The organism is Aquimarina agarilytica ZC1, from assembly GCF_000255455.1.
GTDB lineage: Bacteria > Bacteroidota > Bacteroidia > Flavobacteriales > Flavobacteriaceae > Aquimarina > Aquimarina agarilytica.
On the sequence record NZ_JH621246.1, the window covers coordinates 24942 to 42592 of the forward strand.

The window sequence follows — 17651 nt, forward strand, 5'->3', positions numbered from 1 at the left end:
AAAACAAAACAAGCTTTGCTATCTGGAAATATAGTTATACATTTGCACCCCTGTTTTATGCAGGGAAATGGAATGTTTAATAATCAGTAAAATTAATTAGTGTGGACACATTAAGTTACAAAACAGTATCTGCCAACAAAGCAACTGCTAACAAAGAGTGGTTATTGGTAGACGCTGAAGGACAAACTTTAGGTCGCCTTTCTTCTAAAGTTGCAAAACTATTAAGAGGAAAACACAAGCCTTGTTTTACACCGCATGCTGACTGTGGAGATAACATAATTGTTATTAACGCAGAAAAAATTCAGCTTACGGGTAATAAATGGAGTGAGAAATCTTACATCCGTCACACAGGGTATCCAGGTGGACAAAGAAGCCTAACGGCACAAGAATTATTCGGCAAAGGACCTGAGCGCCTTGTTGAAAAAGCAGTAAAAGGAATGTTACCTAAAAACAAATTAGGTGCTGAACTTTTTCGCAATTTAAAAGTGGTTAACGGTGCAAGTCATAAGTACGAAGCGCAACAGCCTAAAACTATTAACTTAAACGAATTTAAGTAATGGAAGTTATTCACAAAATTGGTCGTAGAAAGACCTCTGTTGCTCGTGTATACTTATCTGAAGGTTCAGGTAAAGTAACGGTAAACAAAAAAGACTTAAGTGACTACTTAACAACTGCAACTTTACAATACAAAGTAAAACAACCTTTCATTTTAACTGAAAATGAAGACAAATACGATGTAAAAGTAAATGTATACGGTGGTGGTATCACAGGACAAGCTGAAGCGATCCGTTTAGCTATCTCTAGAGCCTTATGCGAAATTGATGCTGAACACAGATTAGTACTTAAACCAGAAGGTTTATTAACTAGAGATCCTCGTATGGTTGAACGTAAGAAATTCGGTCAGAAGAAAGCGCGTAAAAAATTCCAATTCTCGAAACGTTAAACACTTGGTGTTTTTCCTTTTTCGATTGGAAGTATTAGAAAAATTAAAAACATGTTGTCGTTACTTGTTTATTCTTTTTTAAATAAAAGACGTAACAAGATTTGGTTTAGCATCTAAACACTAAGTATAGTGTTGCTAATTTAAAGTAAACGGAACGTAAACTATTACAAAAATGGCAAACAACATTGAAGTAAAAGAATTACTAGACGCGGGAGTTCATTTTGGACACCTGACTAGAAGATGGGATCCTAACATGGCGCCATACATTTACATGGAGCGTAATGGGATTCACATTATAAACTTATACAAAACAGCTGCAAAGATTGACGAAGCTTCTGAAGCTTTGAAAAAAATTGCTGCTTCTGGTAGAAAAATCCTTTTTGTTGCAACTAAAAAGCAAGCAAAAGAGATTGTAGCAGAAAAAGCTGCTAAAGCAAACCAACCTTACATTACTGAAAGATGGCCAGGTGGTATGCTAACTAACTTTGTTACTATCCGTAAAGCGATTAAAAAAATGGCTACGATTGATAGAATGAAGAAGGATGGTACTTTTAACACACTTTCAAAGAAAGAGCGTTTACAAGTAGACCGTTTACGTGCTAAGTTGGAAAAAAACTTAGGATCAATTGTTGATATGACTCGTTTACCAGGTGCACTTTTTATTGTTGATATAACAAGAGAACACATTGCTGTAAAAGAAGCTCAAAAATTAAACATTCCAATTTTTGCAATGGTGGATACCAACTCTGACCCACGTCAGGTTGACTATATTATCCCTGCAAATGATGATGCTTCTAAATCTATTGACAAGGTAATGGGATACGTAAGTGATGCTATTATTGAAGGCTTAAATGAGCGTAAAGCTGCTAAAGAAAGTAAAGCTGCTGCACCAAAAGCTGAAGCTAAACCAGCAGCACCAGCTGCTCCTGAAGCTCCAGCTACAGAAGAAGCAAAAGCTGAATAATTCAGTCTAAGACTGTTTTTACAAAATTGAAATCTTAGGGTTTCAGGTTAACTTAAAGTTAACAATACTAAAATAAGTCGTTTAGGAGGTTTCTTTGCATTCACTAAACGACTTATTTATTTAAATTTAAACTCATAATTTAAAACATATAGTTATGTCTAAAATAAGCGCTGCAGATGTAGGTAAGTTAAGAAAGACTACCGGAGCAGGTATGATGGATTGTAAAAAAGCCTTAGTTGAAGCTGAAGGTGATTTTGACAAAGCAATTGACATTTTACGTAAAAAAGGGCAAAAAATCGCTGAAAAAAGAGCCGACAGAGACTCTAGTGAAGGTGCTGTTGTTTCTAAAATTAATGCTGACTCAACAAGAGGTGTTGTATTATCTTTGAATTGCGAAACTGATTTCGTAGCAAAGAATGACACTTACGTAACTATGGCAAATAAAATGGCCGAAGTTGCATTAAACCACAACACAAAGGAAGAATTTTTAGCTGCCGAATATGAAGGCGGGCTAACTGTTCAAGAAAAGCTTATTGAGCAAACTGGTGTTATTGGTGAAAAAATTGAAATAGGTGGCTATAAAGTTTTAGAAGCTCCATTCATTGGATCATACATTCACGGTAACAAAATTGGAGCACTAGTTGGTTTATCTGCAGCCATTGATGGTGCTGGTGAATTAGCAAAAAGCATTTCAATGCAAGTAGCCTCAATGGGTGCAACTACTTTATCTTATAAAGATTTTGACCCAGAATATGTAGCTTCAGAAACCGAAGCGCGTATTGCTGCTATTGAAAAAGACAATATCGAGTTAGGTCGCTTAGGTAAAACGCTTAAAAACGTTCCTTTATTCATTTCTCGTTCTCAATTAAATGATGAAATTTTAGCTAAAGCTGAAGAAACTATCAAAGAAGAATTGAAAGCTGAAGGTAAGCCAGAAAAAATATGGGACCGTATTTTACCTGGTAAATTAGAGCGTTTTATTTCTGACAACACGACGTTAGACCACGAAAAATGTTTATTAGACCAACGTTTTATTATGGACGAATCTAAAAACGTTGCTGAATTCGTTGCATCTAAAGGTGATGTTGAAGTAGTAAGCTTCGAAAGAGTTTCATTGGTTTAATCCAATTAAACATACAACAAATAAAACCACTTGTGATGCAAGTGGTTTTTTTATGATAATCCAAAAACACAAAGTAACTAACCTAACCGCACCCCTTTGCAATAAGCAAAAACAAAACACAAAAAAAAGGGCTATTCGAAAACAACCCTTTAACTATATATTTAAAAGAAAGAACTACTTCTTAATTAATTCAAACGAATCAACCAAAACATCATTACTAACACCTTTTACAATTACATAAATCATTTCTTTTTTCCCAGTATGAAATTTTAATTTACTGTATGTCCATTCTCCATTAGAAACTACTTTTTTACCTATTGGATAATTAAACACCTCAACAGTAGCACCTGCTCCTTTTTTACCACCTGTTTTCCAACTTAATTCATAACTCTTCCCAGGCTCTACAGCTATTTTTTGAATTACAGAAGCTCCCTGAGCAAGTTTTAAAGCATAAATCTCACTATCGTTATCCTCAATATTAGCACTTACAGTTGCCCCTTTTGTCCAAAACCAGCTTGTTAAACTTGGATCATTAAACGATCCATTCTTTAACAATCCTTCATCATCTTTGGCTGCTACTGGCCTATAAGTACGCACATAATCCACCAAATAATCCCTAGAAGCATCCGAAAGTTCTCTATCTGTTGCTTTGTTACCTGCGTTTGATCTCCAATCATGATCTTCCAAATCTATAATCATAAACGAATCCCTATCCATTCCCAAGCCTTCTGGATCATTAATTCCAGATTTACGTAGTTCATGAACTATTTTTCCATCATAATAAAAATCTACCGTAAAGGGATCTTTCCAATATGCTCCAAAACGATGCCAATCATTTCTCCAAGGCTCCTCATTTGGCAATGTATGGTGGTGCTGCTTATTTAAATCTTCAATAATAGCATTTCCTTCTTCTTCACGAACAAAAACATGATAATTAGTTGATGGTCTTGCCGCAAACCATTTATGATCATCTCGATCACTTCCATAAATTTCCAACACATCAATCTCCCTTTTATCATCGGGACTTAGAAACCAAAAATTCGAAGAAAGCACATGATTAGCCACCTTAGCTCTAACTTCAGAATATATAGGATATTTAATTTGCTTTTTAGATGTTATTACTCCACAATTCACTTTATCGGTTCCTTGCTTTCTGGAAGCCATCACAATCAAGTTCCCATCTTTAACATCCGTGTTTTTGGAATTCCAATACGTTAATCCAGGACCGGTCCATGCATTAAAATAAGTATCCTTCCAATTTTTCTTAAACTCAGTCCCTTTTCCCGAATAATTAAATTCATCTGAGTGCGTACCTACAACTTCCCAGGCCATTCCAAGCGGAGGATTACCTACTGACTTTGGCAATTTATAATTCCCATTCTTAAATGCTCCTGTTACAGGTGACGCCGACCCATTTCTTTCAGTTTCATAAGACTTACCAATATCCTTACCTTTTTTGTTACTTTGAGCAACAATACCAGCTGACATCATGGTTACACATGCCAAAATTGATACTACTTTTTTATTCATAATTTATATGTTTAAAACAACCCCATACGAATTTTCGACAGAGCACACAATCCACCTCACACTACCGAATACCTCAACCTATTCCAAAAAGCAATCTGTTTTTTAAGAATTAACCAAGTAAATTACTATTCGATTTTTTTCAATTTAAATGAATCAACTAATACTTTTGAATCACTTACATTTTCTGCAGTAATGTAAATTGTTTTATTATTCCCAGAATTAAACGAAAGTGTTTCATACTTCCAGCCTTCATTTGATTCCACTTTTTCTTCATCAATACTATAAACCCCTACTAAAACAGCACCTCCATTAGCACCTTTAACTTTATATGACAGCTTATACAACGTATTTTTTTCAACCTCAACTTCCTGGATTATTTTAGCCCCTTTACCGGCTAAATTAACCGAAAAAACCTCACCACTATTCTCATTTAAATCAGCACTCAACCGCACCTTTTTATTCCAATACCACTGATTTAAATCTGGCTCATCAAACGAACCATTTTGAATCAAACCTCCCTCTAATCTAAAACTACGAGCAGGTCTGTAAGTTCTCACATAATCCACTAAATATTTATTTTTAGATGCATCATTTAACTCCTCATCAGTTGGAAAAAACCCTTGATTTGATCGCCAATCATGATCCTCTAGATCAATAATTAAAAATGAATCTCTATCCATTCCTAAACCTTCTGGATCTTTCACTTTTTCCTTTATCAATTTTCGTACCACTTTTCCATCATAATAAAAATCAACTGTAAAAGGATCAATCCAATGCGCTCCAAAACGATGCCATCCCTCACGCCACGGCTCATCATTTGGTAATGTATGATGATTTTGATCATTTAAATCTTCTAGAATACGATTTCCATTATCCCTCACAAAGACATGATAATTTGTCGAAGGACGTGCTGCAAACCATTTATGATCTTCTCGATCACTCCCATAAATTTCCAAAACATCAATTTCTCTTTTATCATCGGGACTCAAAAACCAAAAATTTGACGAAAGTACTTGATTGGCTACTTTAGCTTTTACCTCAGAATATATGGGATATTTAATTTGTTTTTTTGAAGAAATTACTCCACAATAAACTTTATCCGTCCCAGGTTTTCTTGAAGCTTTCAACACCAAATTACCGCCTATCACATTCGTATTCTCGGGGTTCCACTCCGTCAAACCAGGACCTAACCATTGATTAAAATAAGTATCCTTCCATTTTTTATAAAATTCGGCATTCTTACCCGTATAATTAAATTCATCGGTTAAATCATCAATTGCTTCCCATGTTCCTTTAAAAGGCGGCACTCCCAAGTATGAAGTAATTTTAAAACTTCCTTTAGTAAAATCACCCGTAATAGGAGACTCTTCCTTTAGTAAAAAACTTTTATTTTTCTGTTTACTTTTTTTTGATTTTTTCTTCTCCCCTTCTCCTCCATTAGCATAAATAGAATTAAACACAAAAAAAGAACTTAAAATTACTAATGCACTTTTCGTCACAAATGATCTCATCAAACTCTGTCGTAATATTTTACAAAAATTAAACTTATAAATTTTATTTCCCTTAAAACAATATCTTACACTATGCAAAAGACACACTTATCATAAAGATATGCATTAAAATAAATAAAGTAGCAAATATAATATTTAGCAAAGCATTAATAAACTCAATCCCTAAAAAAACACTCTAACGATATTGCACAAAAAAAAATAGTATAAAAATTAAAAATTACACCTAAAAATTCATCCAAATCAAATAGAGAATATGTTTATATTTGTACAATCTTTCTAAAACACAGCATGAAATACAAAAGAATACTACTTAAACTTTCTGGCGAAGCCCTAATGGGAAATTTACAATACGGTATTGACCCTAATCGCTTAGCTGAATATGCAAAACAAGTCAAACAAATTACTGATAAAGGTGTTGAAGTTGCCATAGTTATTGGTGGTGGAAATATATTTAGAGGAGTTGCGGGAGCAAGCAAAGGAATGGATCGTGTTCAAGGCGATCACATGGGAATGCTTGCCACTGTGATTAACGGATTAGCTTTGCAGGGTGCTTTGGAAGATGAAAATGTGGATACCCGATTACAATCTGCTATTGAAATTAATGAAGTTGCAGAACCTTTTATTAGACGAAGAGCCATGCGTCACCTTGAAAAAGGACGTGTTGTTATTTTTGGCGGAGGCACAGGTAACCCTTACTTTACTACAGATTCTGCTGCCGTTTTACGTGCCATCGAAATTAAAGCTGATGTAATTTTAAAAGGAACGCGTGTTGATGGTATTTACACCGCTGATCCTGAAAAAGACAAAACAGCTACTAAATATGACACTATTAGTTTTGACGAAGTACTTAAAAAAGGACTAAAAGTGATGGACACGACTGCCTTCACATTAAGTCAAGAAAATGAATTACCAATTATAGTTTTTGACATGAACACCAAAGGAAATTTATTAAAATTAATTTCAGGTGAAAATGTGGGAACTACAGTAAACGTATAACCAATATTTGTATTTGATTTAGCTTACATCATTCAAAAACTAAATCTCAAATTCAAAACGAATAACCCGATTGTAAAATGACTGAAGAAGTAAATTTCATATTAGACAGCACTAAAGAATCCATGGGTAATGCGCTAAAGCATTTGGAAAAACAATTTTCAAATATTAGAGCCGGTAAAGCCTCACCTGCTATGCTAGGAAGTGTAACTGTTGACTATTACGGATCGCAAACACCATTAGGACAAGTTGGAAATATTAATACACCCGATGCCCGAACCATTACTATTCAACCCTATGAAAAATCAATGATTCAAGAAATTGAAAAAGGGATTATGATAGCTAATTTAGGATTTAACCCTATGAACAATGGCGAAAGTGTTATTATAAGTGTCCCTCCCCTTACGGAAGAAAGAAGACGCGAGCTAGTTAAACAAGCTAAAGCAGAGGCTGAAGATGCTAAAGTTGGTGTTCGAAATGACAGAAAAAGCGCCAATAATGAAATTAAAAAATTAGAAAAAGACGGACTTTCTGAAGATATTGCCAAAAATGCCGAAGTAGATATTCAAGAACTTACCAATAGTCATATTGCTAAAATTGATGATTTACTTGTTCTAAAAGAAAAAGAAATAATGACGGTTTAACACACCTAAATAACCCACAAAAAAGCAACGGAACAACTTCCGTTGCTTTTTTTGTAACACTTTATATCCTTGTCGATATAACTAGTAAAACCCCAAACTAAATTAATGAGTGCCTCAAAACGAAAAATCAATTATTTTTGGAATGGACTTGCTCAAGCTATTTTGAGCAACCGTATTATTGTATCACTCATTATTATATTTACAACCATTGGGCTCATGAGTCAATGGAGTAATATTCAGTTTTCATTTACCGAAACAAATTTATTACCCGATGATCACCCTGTAAACATAGAGTACAATAAATTTTTCGAAAAATTTGGCGAAGAAGGGGTTGTAATTGTAATGGCAGTGAATGATTCTACCATTTTTAATAAAAATAAATTTAACAGTTGGGTTAGACTAAATGAAAAACTACAAGAATATGAAGAGGTTGATTTTGTAGTATCTTTTTCCGAAATAAAAGAGCTAACCAAAACTGAAAACCCAAAATCATTTACATTAACACCTGTATCCAATGCCAAAGTATTTACTGAAGCTGATATAGCACACTACAAACAAAAACTATTCAATGAGCTCCCTTTTTACGAAGGTTTAATATACAGTAGCTCAAAAAAAACAATTCAATCGGCGCTTTACATTAGACAGGATGTGGTAAACACCAGAGCGCGCAGAGATTTTATTTTAAAAAAATTAAATCCCGTACTCGAGCAATTTGAAAAAGATAACAATATTGATTTAAAAATTTCGGGCATGCCGTATATACGGACTATGAATTCTCAAAATATTTTTGATGAGATGAAGCTCTTTTTAGGAGCTGCCCTACTTGTTACCTCATTGTTGTTCTTTTTCTTTTTTAGATCTGCCAGAGCCACATTAATTTCTATAATCACTGTTGTTATCGGTGTATTATGGGCCTTTGGATTTATTGGTTTATTTCACTTTCAAATTACGGTACTTACCGCAATAATACCGCCGTTAGTTATTGTTATAGGAATTCCAAATTGTATTTTTTTAATAAACAAATACCAACAGGAAATAAAAAAACAATCCAATAAAAACGATGCACTTGTTCAAATGATTAGCAAAGTAGGCTATGCTACTTTAATGACCAATGTAACCACTGCGGCAGGTTTTGCTACTTTTATATTAACCTCTAGCGAATTACTTGTTCAATTCGGAATGGTCTCTTCTGTATGTATTTTAGGGCTGTTTGTACTGTGCATTTTAGTGATCCCTTTACTGTACAGCATTATGCCTTTACCAAAAGATCGCCATTTGAAGCATTTAGAAAAACGCTGGGTCGATGGTTTTGTAAACTGGATGGTAAGTATTGTTTCCTTTAAAAGAAACTATATTTATGCCGTAACATTAGTGATCCTTGTTTTGAGCATTATAGGCATGAACAAAATAAAAGTTTCGGGAAGCCTTTTAGAAGAAATGTCACAAGAATTGCAGTTTTTTCATGATATTAAGTTTTTTGAAAATGAATTTGACGGCATTATGCCCTTAGAAATCCTTGTAGATACTAAAAAACCTAAAGGAGTTTTAAAACTAAGCACTTTAAAACGTATCGAAAAATTGAGTGCTGAAATAGAAAAATTTCCTGAATTATCACCTACCAAGTCGGTAGTAAATATTGTAAAATTTGCCAAACAAGCTTTTTACAATGGAGATCCAAAGTTTTATTCACTTCCTACTAGACAGGAGCGCAATTTTATGCTTCCCTATGCAAAGTCACTAGAAGAAAACAAAAGTATGCTCTCATCTTACGTAGATTCAACAGGGCAATATGCACGCGTTTCTACCTATATGAAAGATGTGGGCACCGAAAAAATGGAAGAAATTGAAACCACACTAAAACCTATTATTGAGAAAATTTTCCCAAAGGATCGCTATAGTGTTTCGTTTACTGGTCGCGCTCTAATTTTCCAAAAGGGAACTGGCTATTTAGTAACTAATTTAATGCAATCGCTTTTAATTGCCATTGGATTAATTATCCTAATTATGGGATATATGTTTAAATCGGTTCGAATGATTTTAATTTCATTGATCCCTAACTTACTTCCTTTATTAATCACTGGTGGACTTATGGGCTATTTTGGAGTACCTATAAAACCATCGACCATTTTAGTTTTTAGTATTGCTTTTGGAATTTCGGTTGATGATACTATTCACTTTTTGGCCAAGTACCGACAAGAATTACTCACCTCAAACAGAAATGTAACCGCAGCTACCTTTTCTGCAATTCGAGAAACGGGTGTAAGTATGTTTTACACCTCAACGGTATTATTTTTTGGTTTTGCTGTCTTCCTTATTTCAAGTTTTGGAGGAACAAAAGCCCTAGGAGGATTAATCTCTGCCACATTACTTTTTGCTATGCTTTGCAATTTAGTATTACTCCCTGCACTACTCTTGAGCGTAAATAGTAAAAAATCAACATCCAAAGCTTAATCCTAAATTTATATAAGGTTTCTTCGAGGAATCTATGTATTTTTATTTATCGTTTCCTTTAAAGGATCTTTTTTAGATTTCTAGCAAATAAACTATGAAGCATTTAAAAATAGTAGCTGTTTTAAAAGAAGAAAAACTACTACAAGAAATAAGCGTTAACGGGTGGGTACGCTCATTTAGAAACAATCGATTTATAGCCTTAAATGATGGCTCTACAATTAACAATCTTCAATGTGTAATTGAGGACAACACTATTGATGATTCTATTATTGACAGAATACACACTGGAGCCTCATTACGGATTACGGGTGTTTTAAAAGAAAGTGAAGGGAGAGGTCAACGTGTTGAATTAACTATTACTTCGCTTAAAATAGAAGGTGATGCGCATCCCGAAGAAGTAAAAACCACTATTCTTTCTCCCAAAAAACATAGTTTAGAATTATTGCGTGAACAAGCGCATTTACGCATTCGCACCAATACCTTTGGAGCCATAATGCGAGTACGCTCTAAGCTTTCATTTGCAGTACACCAATATTTTCAGGAACGTGACTTTTTTTATGTACATACGCCAATTATTACATCAAGTGATGCCGAAGGTGCTGGCGAAACTTTTAAAGTAACTCATTTAGATTTTGATCAGTTGCCCAAAGGAGAAGATGGCAACACCGATTTTAAAAAGGATTTTTTTGGCAAAGAAACCAATCTTACCGTTTCTGGCCAATTAGAAGGGGAAACCTATGCCATGGGATTAGGAAACATTTATACTTTTGGACCTACTTTTAGAGCCGAAAATTCAAATACCTCACGTCATTTAGCAGAATTTTGGATGATTGAGCCCGAAATGGCTTTCTGTAATTTGGACCAAAATATGGATGTTGCCGAAGATTTTATTAAATACGTGATAAAATATGTATTAGATCATTGTCAAGATGATTTAGCCTTTTTGGAGCAGCGCTTATTAACCGAAGAAAAACAAAAACCTTTAGAACAGCGTAGTGAAATGCCACTTCGCGAAAAGCTTGAGTTTATTTTAAACAACAACTTTAAACGCGTAAGTTACACCGAAGCCGTTGAAATTCTTAAGGAATCAAAGCCAAATAAAAAGAAAAAATTCAAGTACCCAGTCAATGAATGGGGCGTTGATTTACAAAGTGAGCACGAACGTTACTTGGTTGAAAAACATTTTAAATGTCCTGTTATATTATTTAACTATCCTGCTAAAATTAAAGCTTTTTATATGCGTTTAAATGAAGACGGAAATACTGTTCGCGCCATGGATATATTATTCCCTGGTATAGGCGAAATTGTAGGGGGATCGCAACGAGAAGAGCGTTTGGATGTTTTAAAAGAAAAAATGGATAACCTTGGCGTAAGTCAAGAAGAGTTATATTGGTACCTAGATACACGTAGATTTGGAACATGTACCCACAGTGGGTTTGGTTTAGGCTTTGAACGTTTAGTTCTTTTTGTTACCGGAATGACCAATGTTCGTGATGTAATACCTTATCCTAGAACACCTATGAATGCTGATTTTTAAATTCATTGCTGTTTGAATCACAATGAAATTTGACAAATTTCATTTTTAAACGTTCCTTGGTATTTTCAGTAACTTAGCTTAAGTCAAACCTAAGAATAACATCCCCTTTGGCGGTGCCAATAAAAAAAATTATCTTTAAAAAGTATTTAAATTATCAGTAAGAAATCACGTTAAATGTTAAAACAACAATTCAATTTAAAATTATCGCAAAAGCTATCGCCACAGCAAATTCAGTTAATGAAACTGATTCAACTGCCAACGCAAGCTTTTGAGCAACGTTTAAAACAAGAAATTGAAGAAAACCCGGCATTAGATACTGGTAAAGAAAAAGATCAAAATCCTGATGATGAATTTTCTAATGAAAATCAGGAAGAAGAATACAATGATGACACTAATGATGTTGACATCAATATTGATGAATATTTAAGTGACGATGAAGTTCCAGCTTATCGCCTACAAGCAAATAACTACAGTGCCGATGATGATGATAAATCCGTTCCTTATGCCAGTGGAACTTCGTTTAATCAGCACTTAAAATCACAATTAAACACCTACCGTTTAAATGAAAACGATTACCTAATTGCCGAATTTTTAATTGGGAGTATTGATGAGAGTGGCTACATTAGACGTTCGCTTGATGATATTGCCGATGATTTAGCTTTTACTCAAAATATATACACCGATAAACCCCAAGTTGAAAAAGTACTAAAACTAGTACATCAACTAGACCCGGCAGGTGTAGGCGCTCGTAATTTACAGGAATGCTTACATATTCAATTACAACGAAAGGAATTGACACCAACTATGGTTCTGGCTCAAAGAATTATTGAACACTCTTTTGAGCATTTCACAAAAAAACATTACAAAAAATTACTATCTAAATACGGTGTTTCCGAACAACAACTTAAAGACGCCATTGAGGAAATTGAACACTTAAACCCCAAACCTGGCGGTAGTTTTGCAGGAAATACGCGAATGGTTGAACACGTGGTTCCCGATTTTACCATTCGTATAGTTGAAGGGGAATTAGAACTAAACCTTAATGGACGAAATGCCCCTGAACTTCATGTTTCTGGAGCTTATAACGACATGTTAAGAGGCTATAAGGAAACTAAAAAGAAAACAAAATCTCAAAAAGATGCTGTTCAATTTATAAAACAAAAATTGGATGCCGCTAAATGGTTTATTGAAGCTGTTAGACAACGACAACAAACACTTATGATTACCATGAGTGCCATTATGCATTATCAAAAAGAGTACTTTTTATCGGGTGATGAACGCCATTTAAAACCAATGATTTTAAAGGATATTGCCGATGAAATTGAAATGGATGTAAGTACAATTTCACGTGTTGCCAATAGTAAATATGTGGATACTCCTTACGGAACTAAATTAATTAAAGAGTTCTTTTCGGAATCCATGACCAATGATCAAGGAGAAGAAGTTTCCACAAGAGAAATCAAAAAAATACTGGAAATAACTATTGAAGCCGAAGACAAGAAAAAACCTTTAACCGATGAGAAATTAGCCGCTATTCTTAAAGAAAAAGGTTATCCTATTGCCCGAAGGACTGTTGCTAAATACAGAGAACAACTAGATTTCCCTGTAGCTAGGTTAAGGAAAAAAATATAGTTTGGATTTCAATTAGCACATAAAACGATGTACTAGAAACCCTATTCGCCATATTTCTAAAAAAATCATTTTATCAAAAATCTCTAGTAATCACACTCCAAAATCCCGAATTAATGATACTCCATTAACTATTTGTGATATATATTTCTCCAACTGAATCTTTTTTTTAGTTAATTCTCAATAAATTACAGTCATTATAGCAATTAGTATTAAAAAGGCTTGACTTTATGAAATTTTATTGGAGAGTGCCATTTATTTTTTTTATCCTATATAGTTTAATTTCTTTACAGGCTTGTAAAAAAAGCGTTCCTAAAAATTGGAAGTGGGAAAGCCTTGAAACAAATGGACAACCAACGGCTAGGCACGAAGCTGGTTTTGTTGCTTATAAATCAAAAGCCTATTTAATAGGCGGACGTCGTATTAATCCAACTTCAGAATTTGATCCAGCTACTAATACTTGGACTGAAAAGTCCCCTACTCCTATTGAAATACATCATTTTCAGCCTGTAGTTTTTGAAAATGCCATATATATAATTGGCGCTATGACTGGTCAATGGCCAAACGAAAAACCTTTGGATAAAATAATTATTTATTACCCCGAACGTGATACATACGTTTATGGTGATTCTATTCCCAAACACCGTCGACGTGGAGGTGCCGGCTCCGTTGTGTATAACAATCAAATTTATCTGGTTGGCGGAATCACTAATGGACATATGAATGGTTACCAACCTTGGCTTGATGTTTACAATCCAAAAACAGGGGCATGGAAAACACTTGATGATGCACCTAATGCCCGTGATCATTTTCAGGCTGTAGTTAACAATAACAAACTGTATACATTTGCCGGTCGAAGGACTTCTAAAGCTACTGATCAAGATATGGCTTTAACCGTTCCTCATGGAAATTGCTATAATTTACTCACTAAAAAATGGGAACAAGTAACAAACAACATGCTTATTCCTACCGAAAGAGCTGGAAACGCTGCTTTTACATGGAATAACCACATCATTATTAGCGGAGGCGAAAGTATAACTCAAAAAAAAGCTCATTCCGAAGTTGAAGCTTTTAATATTACAACAAATTCCTGGAGCATATGGCCTTCTTTAAACAGTGGTAGACATGGCACAGGCGTAGCCATTATTGGTAATTATGCTTATACTGCTTCGGGCTGTGGAAACCGAGGCGGCAATCCCGAATTGACAACTATTGAAAGATTGCCACTGCCTAAAGGAAACCCGAAACCCATTACCAATAGGCTTGACACTACAAAAATACACATGCAATGGCATACTGTAACACTTGAATTCAAAGGCCCTAAAACATCAGAAACTGCTTCCTTAAACCCTTTTTTAAATTATAGACTGCTGGTAAACTTTACACATGAGCATACCAAACAAACTATTCGTGGGTTTTATGCTGCTGACGGAAATGCTGCCGAAACCAGCGCTACTTCGGGCAACATATGGAAGGTACATTTTACTCCCGACAAAATTGGCAAATGGTCATATACAGCCAAACTTCATCAAGGGGATAGTATTGCCTTATCCAACAATTCTTCCAAAGGCAAATTCATACCAATTAGTAATGCTAAAGGAGCTTTTACTGTAATTCCTTCTGATAAAAACGGCTCTGATTTTAGAACTCATGGTCGCTTAGAAGCTCATAATGGGTATTTTAAATTTAAAAACACCTCTAACTATTGGTTAAAAGCAGGCACAAATAGTCCCGAAAATTTATTGGGTTATATTGATTTCGACAATACTTTTCGCATGAAAGCCGAAGCACGAGAAGGTGAAGCTGCAGCTCCTACAAACATACATTCCTTTACACCACACCTCAAAGACTGGAAAACCGGTGACCCCTTCTGGAAAAAAAATAAGGGAAAAGCCATCATCGGTGCCGTTAATTACCTCGCCTCAAAAGGAATGAATTCCGCTTATTTTTTAACCCTAAATATTTTAGGTGATGGCAAAGATGTTTGGCCCTATATAAATCCAAATGATTTTTCTCGTTTTGATGTAAGCAAATTAGCGCAATGGGAAATTTTATTTAGCCACATGCAACACAAAGGAATCCTTCTTCACCTTGTTTTGCAAGAAACAGAAAATGAAACCCTACTTGATAATGGTGATATGGGAGCTTTACGTCAACTCTATTTTAAAGAACTTATAGCTCGATTTGGTCATCATTTGGCGTTGATTTGGAATTTAGGCGAAGAAAATGGCCCGGCACCTTGGTCTCCTATTGGTCAAAATGATGCCCAACGAAAGAGTATGGCTCAATTTCTTAAAGAAAATGACCCCTACAATCATCCGGTACTGCTCCACACACATTCTGAGGATCCTTTACGAGAAACTATCCTAAATGATATTTTAGGTTTTAAATACCTTGATGGATTATCATTACAACAAGCCAATCGTAAGGAAGCTGCTGCTGTTGTAGAAAAATGGCGAACAACCTCTAAAAAAACCAACCAAAACTGGATAATAACCATGGACGAAATAGGACTATGGCATACCGCAGCATTACCGGATAACCAAGACCCAAATCACAATAGCCTTAGGCAATATGCCTTGTGGGGTACTTTATTTTCTGGAGCTGCTGGTGTGGAATGGTATTTTGGTGCCAAACACCCTCATAATGACTTAACTTCCGAAGATTGGAGGCAACGAAATCAACTCTGGGAAATTACAAATCATGCCAAAACGTTTTTTGACACTTATATTCCCTACTGGGAAATGCAACCTAATCACAAATTAATAAACACAAAAGGAGCTTATTGTTTACAAAAACCAGGAGAGGTCTATGCCATTTACCTTCCTGAAGTAATTAACAGTACTATAAATCTAAGTAATATAAAAGCTAACTTTGATGTCCTTTGGTATCATCCCCTAACTGGAGGCAACCTACAACAAGGAAGCATAAAAAAAATTACTGGAGGTACTATTCGTAAAATAGGAACTCCTCCAAAAAAATTAAATTCAACATCCAATAAGGATTGGGTCGTACTTTTAAACAGGGTTGCGCAATAGAAAATCTATTTCAGCATTCAGATTAAAAAAAAGTAACCGAATCTAACTAAACCACCACTTCATTCTTTCAAAAAATACCAATAATCTGATTTAAATTACATTTTAACGATCTAGTTAAGTTTCTAAATAAAAAAAGCAGAAATAAAGTAGGGTAAAAGCTATACAACCTGTTGTACATATAGAAAACAATAGTATAAACTTTAAAAAATGTAATTATGAAAAATCAATTCAATTTATCCACTAAAGGAAGCTTTAAAAAAATCATCAACTTTATTAAAAGCTTAAACTTACCAGCTGCATGTGCTTATGCAATTCGTCGTTAAACTAATGTATATTTTGTTATTAAAATTATTAAATTATGAAAGAGCGCAACTTAATAATTACCAGCCAAAAATGTTTTGTTGAACAGCAAAACCTAAAAACAAAATTATTATGCAATTATGCAACAAGGAGCCTTATGCTTTGGATAAAACCACAAATTATTCTATAGGCATAATCGGTAGTTAAATTTGGAAAAATTACTAGGATCAAAGAAAATTTAGTGTTACTACTATAAGATGTAAAATAGTAACCCAAGTTTAACTACCGAAAATCCTCCTAATTGATTTTCGATTTGCACAGACTTATCAAAAAAACTATTTAGACTGTAATAAATATGAAAATTAAATGTATTCCACCCAAAACTCACAGTAGTCCCTAAACGTAAGCGTTCTAAACCATCTGGTTTTTTCTCCTTAAACGCTACTCCATCAACATTTTTAAATGTTGATTTAAAATAATGCATATATCCCAAACGAACTCCCGCATAAATTCGCCAAAACTTATAGGATTCCGGAGTTGAAGTGCGCCAACGAAACTCTACAGGCATTTCAACCAAGTGTGTTGTAAAACGACTACTATCAATGGCATTTTGATCCGTTATGGCACTAAACCTAGTGTTCTCATTAGCAGCCTCGGCAGGAATAACAATTAAATTATGATTATACGTATTTAATGAATAGCCTAACCCGATCCCCATACCAAAATTTCTACGCTTATTAAATGGAATATCTCGTATTGCTCCAAAATGAAGTCCTCCGGAAAAACCAGATTGGGTAATCCCAGCAGGGCGATCACCTATAGCATTAAATGTGATTCCAATATAAAGCTGATCCTCTTTATATAATGAATCAATTTCTGGAAACGCTAAACGCTTTTCCTCTTGAGCCATTCCCAAAAGGCTACATAAATTAATTAATAAAAGTAAACTATACTTCATCTTGTAAATATAGCATTCTCTTTATTTATT

General features: G+C 34.5%; 13 protein-coding genes. 10 read left to right on the forward strand and 3 right to left on the reverse strand.

Annotation, left to right across the window (positions count from 1 at the left end; genetic code table 11):
• The first annotated feature begins 101 nt into the window (after positions 1 to 101).
• The 4 genes from rplM (at position 102) to tsf (ending at position 3030) form a co-directional block, all read left to right on the forward strand.
• A complete protein-coding gene (gene rplM, locus KQA_RS0200085; protein WP_010177123.1) occupies positions 102 to 557 on the forward strand; it encodes a 50S ribosomal protein L13 in 456 nt (151 codons plus the stop codon).
• Positions 557 to 943, forward strand: a complete 387-nt coding sequence (rpsI, locus tag KQA_RS0200090; RefSeq protein ID WP_010177124.1) for a 30S ribosomal protein S9 — start codon at positions 557 to 559, stop codon at positions 941 to 943. The genes rplM and rpsI overlap by 1 nt, the downstream gene beginning before the upstream one ends.
• A gap of 172 nt (positions 944 to 1115) precedes the next feature.
• Positions 1116 to 1907 carry a 30S ribosomal protein S2 gene (gene rpsB, locus KQA_RS0200095; RefSeq protein WP_010177125.1) on the forward strand — a complete coding sequence of 264 codons (792 nt, stop codon included), beginning with the start codon at positions 1116 to 1118 and terminating at the stop codon, positions 1905 to 1907.
• Positions 1908 to 2061: 154 nt separating this feature from the next.
• Positions 2062 to 3030, forward strand: coding sequence for a translation elongation factor Ts (tsf, locus tag KQA_RS0200100; protein ID WP_010177126.1), 969 nt, complete (start codon positions 2062 to 2064; stop codon positions 3028 to 3030).
• Positions 3031 to 3204: 174 nt separating this feature from the next.
• Here the strand turns inward: tsf and KQA_RS0200105 are convergent, their stop codons facing one another.
• Together KQA_RS0200105 and KQA_RS0200110 are read right to left on the reverse strand one after the other, a co-directional pair.
• The gene (locus KQA_RS0200105) at positions 3205 to 4560 is read right to left on the reverse strand and encodes a beta-agarase (RefSeq protein WP_010177127.1); all 1356 of its coding nucleotides are present in this window, start codon (positions 4558 to 4560) and stop codon (positions 3205 to 3207) included.
• 125 nt (positions 4561 to 4685) lie between these two features.
• Entirely contained in the window at positions 4686 to 6071 is a 1386-nt protein-coding gene (locus KQA_RS0200110; RefSeq protein ID WP_010177128.1) for a beta-agarase, read from the reverse strand.
• Between the two features lie 288 nt (positions 6072 to 6359).
• Here KQA_RS0200110 and pyrH point away from each other — a divergent pair, with 288 nt between their 5' ends.
• From pyrH to KQA_RS20115, 6 genes are all read left to right on the forward strand, one after another.
• Positions 6360 to 7067, forward strand: coding sequence for a UMP kinase (pyrH, locus tag KQA_RS0200115; RefSeq protein ID WP_010177129.1), 708 nt, complete (start codon positions 6360 to 6362; stop codon positions 7065 to 7067).
• 77 nt (positions 7068 to 7144) lie between these two features.
• On the forward strand, positions 7145 to 7708 hold the full coding sequence (frr, locus tag KQA_RS0200120; protein ID WP_010177130.1) for a ribosome recycling factor: 564 nt from the start codon (positions 7145 to 7147) through the stop codon (positions 7706 to 7708).
• Positions 7709 to 7813: 105 nt separating this feature from the next.
• Positions 7814 to 10159, forward strand: a complete 2346-nt coding sequence (locus KQA_RS0200125) for an efflux RND transporter permease subunit (RefSeq protein WP_010177131.1) — start codon at positions 7814 to 7816, stop codon at positions 10157 to 10159.
• Between the two features lie 94 nt (positions 10160 to 10253).
• Positions 10254 to 11696: an asparagine--tRNA ligase gene (asnS, locus tag KQA_RS0200130; RefSeq protein WP_010177133.1), complete on the forward strand. Its 1443-nt coding sequence runs from the start codon at positions 10254 to 10256 to the stop codon at positions 11694 to 11696.
• A gap of 174 nt (positions 11697 to 11870) precedes the next feature.
• Positions 11871 to 13328: an RNA polymerase factor sigma-54 gene (gene rpoN / locus KQA_RS0200135; protein WP_010177134.1), complete on the forward strand. Its 1458-nt coding sequence runs from the start codon at positions 11871 to 11873 to the stop codon at positions 13326 to 13328.
• A gap of 227 nt (positions 13329 to 13555) precedes the next feature.
• Complete coding sequence (locus KQA_RS20115) at positions 13556 to 16363, forward strand: Kelch repeat-containing protein (protein ID WP_010177135.1); 2808 nt, start codon at positions 13556 to 13558, stop codon at positions 16361 to 16363.
• Positions 16364 to 16913: 550 nt separating this feature from the next.
• On the opposite strand, the gene KQA_RS0200150 is transcribed toward KQA_RS20115, so the two are convergent.
• Positions 16914 to 17621: a porin family protein gene (locus KQA_RS0200150; protein WP_010177137.1), complete on the reverse strand. Its 708-nt coding sequence runs from the start codon at positions 17619 to 17621 to the stop codon at positions 16914 to 16916.
• Positions 17622 to 17651: the final 30 nt, after the last annotated feature.